This is a genomic window from Moorena sp. SIO3H5 (assembly GCF_010692395.1).
Classification (GTDB): domain Bacteria; phylum Cyanobacteriota; class Cyanobacteriia; order Cyanobacteriales; family Coleofasciculaceae; genus Moorena.
Window position 1 is genome coordinate 1 of record NZ_JAAHHS010000586.1, and the last position, 3,633, is coordinate 3,633.

Consider the following 3,633-nt stretch of genomic DNA (forward strand, 5'->3'; position numbering starts at 1 on the left):
AAATTTATGCGCTAAGCCGGGCATAGTCCGGGTTTAGCCTTGGGAGATACCCCCTGGCTGGCAAAATCCAGCTTGCATTAGTGAGCCAAAATCTGATTTGTAGATTTTGGTAGCTAAAAAGTATCGGACATCTAGATCTCGAAGACCTCTAGCAAGCCAGACTCTTGAGATTGAGCTTGAGTGGACTCAGGATAGTCAGATTCCAAACCTTAACCTAAAGTTAACCAAAATCCTACTTTGATTAACTTTAGGTTAAGGATAAAAATAATGTTCTAAATTATTACTTATTCAGAGAATATTGTCAAGTTATGATCAGACTTTCCCACAGAGGTTTGCAGCTCATGACTCAGGTCAACTACAGCTTGTCGGATAAATTCTAGGGGCGGTTGGGCATGACTCATCGGTGTCTGGTCGATAGTGTCTGTTGGATGATACTTGCAGCACTAACTGATTAATCGAAGGTTTGATTGATTGTGATCAGATGTAGTGATCTAAGGATGGATAGTGCCATCAGGCATAATTGTTTCCCTTAGATTAGCTTGGCTTAGTTCAGCTTCAATGATATTTGCCCCAGTTAAGTTAGCTTTACTGAGGTTAGCGCCCCTCAGCTTAGCTGTAGTGAGGTTAGACCCGCTTAAATTAGCTTTAGTAAGGTTCGCCCATCTAATGTCAACCCCGTAAAGGTCTGCCTCTGCTAGGTTAGCTCCAAACAGATAGCTTCCACTCAGGTGAGCTTCTGCTAGGTTAGCCCCTGGACACTCAGCTTTGTATAGGTAAGCCCCAATCAGTTCAGCTTGATGAAGATTAGCATTGCTCAGATTAGCATGGCAGAGATTGGCAGCCATAAGGTTAGCCTCTACCAGGTTAGTCCGTCTTAGCTTTGCCCCACTTAAATCTGCTTCTGAGAGATTAGCTTTGAGCAAGCTAGTGCCAATTAGGTTTGCATTACTCAAATCAGCTTCCATGAGGTTAGCTAGGGTCAAGTCAGCCCCAATTAAATTGGCACCATTTAGGTCAGCCGAGATCAGGTTAGCTGCTATAAGTTTAGTCCCAATTAGCTCTGCCGAGATCAGTTTAGCTTTGATCAGTTCAGCATCTTGGAGGTTGGCATTACTGAGGTTAGCTTGGCTGAGGTTAGCGCTAATCAGTTTAATATTGCCTAGATTGGCTTTTTTTAGGTTAGCTTTTGCTAAGTTTACCCTTTCAAAGTTAGCCCCATTGAGGTTAACTTCGCTAAGGTCTGGTTCTAGATCTAGATTTGTCTGTCTCCATTCTGTCCATCTCAATGGATCTTGTTTTAGTAGAGCAAGATGTTCTAGATTGGCCATTGAGGTTCTCCTTCACATTATGTAGCGGTGCCAAGAAAGACTTTAACCCAATGGCACTACATTAAGGGATCAGCTCAGGAAAAATTCCTTTCTATTCCTTACGCTTGGTAGCAGGATGTTCACGACCACTCACGCTTTCAATAGCAGTCAGCGCTGCTTGAGATGCTGCTAATATATCCCGTTCTTCTCCGCCTAGGTAGAGCCTTCCAAAGCTGCCCACTGCACTAATTTGTAAGATGTTAATTAAGGCGGATTTCTCTGCTTCATTGGCAGCTAGGGCGGCATAGGCAGCTGGCTCAACTTCTAATACATATAGGGTTTGCCCTGCTAGCAACATTTGACCGCGCCGTGTGCGATTAATTAACTGGGTCTGGTGGGCATCAATATTACGGATAATTTGGCTAGAAATGACCCGAGGTTTGAGCCGATCCTGTTCACGGACGCCCAGTGCGTCTAAAATTGCTTTGCCAGCTGTACGGGTTTCCCCTTGTTTATTAGCATGCACCTCTAGAAGTCCATAAAGCCGTTCGACCACCAGCACTCCTGGACGCACGGCAGTGGATTTGAGGGCAATATCGGTAATCCGGTTAATTTCAATACCTGGTGAGATTTCAATCCAAAGGGAGGTATCTCCTGGTAAGGGCAAAAATCCTAACGCTACTGTTCCCATGTAAGCGGCGTGCTGAGGCTGCAAGCTGTCTATGTATACGTAACTGCGTAGTTCAATACCCAAAGTTTATATCTGTTCCTTTTTTGCTGACTAGAAGTTGTCCAAAAGGTAATTCGCACTCAAAGAAGCCTACCACACCTCTCGACCTTCTGCTTTACCCCAGTGAACCTCTTCACTGATTTCGACTTCATTGGCTAGTAATTCATCTAGGGTATATTATCTGGGGGGGCAGATGGGTTGCTCGAGCTTTTGTTCATAGACATCAACAGCAATTATGAGAAGCAACGAAAGATTTTATTGTTGTGTTTATCTAGTAATGAATGTTTTAAATATAGCAATTCTACGACTTGTGAGGTACAAATTTCTGGTTTTTAGGGAGCAGGGAGCAGGGAGCAGGGAAGAGGGAAAAGGGAAAAGGGAAGAGGGAAAAAATAATGTGTACCTCATGAGTCCTAGAAACGCTATATTTAAGTATCTAATAACTTTATTTTAAAAAAACTGTTTAACTTGATTAAAATAAAATAAATATATATTTGGTATTTATACTGCTATAATTTAGAGTTATATCAAAGCTGGAAATATCAAAAACTTATAGATTTTTTAAAAACCTTAACAATACCATCACCATGAGCCTTTTTTAAAGCTCAAATGGAAATATGTTAAATAATGAAACCAAGGAAATGTAAAACTTCGTGAGTTTAAAGGTTTATAACCACGATTATGATAATTTAAATTAAACTAGAAACTAGCCTATAATCACATACCTTCTCAGAGGGTGAAGAGTTTGTCAATCCTGGCTGACACACTGTTGATGAAAGTTTTAAACTGATGAGATAATGGTAGTTTGGTCTAAAAAGGAAGTAAGTAATGCGACTGTCTCAGATGCTCTTGGTGACACTGCGGGAAGACCCAGTGGAAGCAGAAATCCCTAGCCATAAACTTTTGCTCCGTGCGGGTTACATTCGACGTATTGGCAGTGGCATCTACGCCTATTTACCCATGATGTGGCGTGTCCTGAAAAAAGTTTCTCAGATTGTGCGGGAGGAAATGGATGCCACAGGTGCTCAAGAGTGTCTACTGCCTCAGCTACAACCGTCTGAGCTGTGGAAAGAATCAGGTCGTTGGGACACCTACACCAAAGCTGAGGGCATAATGTTTGCTCTGATTGACCGACAAAAGCGGGAATTGGGACTTGGACCAACCCATGAAGAGGTAATCACTACTGTTGCTAAGGACATGATTCGCTCCTATCGGCAATTACCTTTAAACTTGTATCAAATTCAAACTAAGTTCCGAGATGAAATTCGCCCTCGATTTGGCCTGATGCGGGGACGGGAATTCATTATGAAGGATGCATACTCTTTCCATACCGATCACGAAAGCCTGAAAAAGACTTATCAGGCGATGGATCAAGCCTATCGAAATATGTTTAGCCGCAGTGGTTTGGAGTTTAGAGCGGTTGAGGCTGACTCTGGGGCGATTGGGGGTTCGGGTTCTCAAGAATTTATGGTTCTGGCTGATGCTGGGGAAGACGAGATTCTCTACACAGAGGATGGCAAGTATTCTGCCAATTTGGAAAAAGCGGTTTCCCTACCACCAGACCTAGAACCATCACCCTATAACACTTATGAAAAA

General features: G+C 42.7%; 4 protein-coding genes. 1 reads left to right on the forward strand and 3 read right to left on the reverse strand.

Features of this window, described 5'->3' with window-relative positions; translation table 11 throughout:
• Positions 1–491: 491 nt before the first annotated feature.
• The 3 genes from F6K52_RS33960 to F6K52_RS33970 all read right to left on the reverse strand — a co-directional run bounded on the left by F6K52_RS33960 (position 492) and on the right by F6K52_RS33970 (position 2,445).
• A complete protein-coding gene (locus tag F6K52_RS33960; protein WP_293089228.1) occupies positions 492–1,328 on the reverse strand; it encodes a pentapeptide repeat-containing protein in 837 nt (278 codons plus the stop codon).
• A 91-nt stretch (positions 1,329–1,419) separates the two neighbouring features.
• The gene (locus tag F6K52_RS33965) at positions 1,420–2,061 is read right to left on the reverse strand and encodes a hypothetical protein (protein ID WP_293089230.1); all 642 of its coding nucleotides are present in this window, start codon (positions 2,059–2,061) and stop codon (positions 1,420–1,422) included.
• A 243-nt stretch (positions 2,062–2,304) separates the two neighbouring features.
• Positions 2,305–2,445 carry a hypothetical protein gene (locus F6K52_RS33970; RefSeq protein ID WP_293089233.1) on the reverse strand — a complete coding sequence of 47 codons (141 nt, stop codon included), beginning with the start codon at positions 2,443–2,445 and terminating at the stop codon, positions 2,305–2,307.
• Between the two features lie 420 nt (positions 2,446–2,865).
• On the opposite strand from F6K52_RS33970, the gene proS reads away from it, so the two are divergent.
• A partial coding sequence (gene proS, locus F6K52_RS33975; RefSeq protein WP_293089236.1) for a proline--tRNA ligase occupies positions 2,866–3,633 on the forward strand: 768 nt, incomplete at its 3' end.

Excerpts from the sequence above, each read along its gene's own strand:
- F6K52_RS33960 (WP_293089228.1), bottom strand. The coding sequence starts at position 1,328 with ATGGCCAATCTAGAACATCTTGCTCTACTAAAACAAGATCCATTGAGA.
- F6K52_RS33970 (WP_293089233.1), bottom strand. The coding sequence starts at position 2,445 with ATGAGGTACACATTATTTTTTCCCTCTTCCCTTTTCCCTTTTCCCTCT.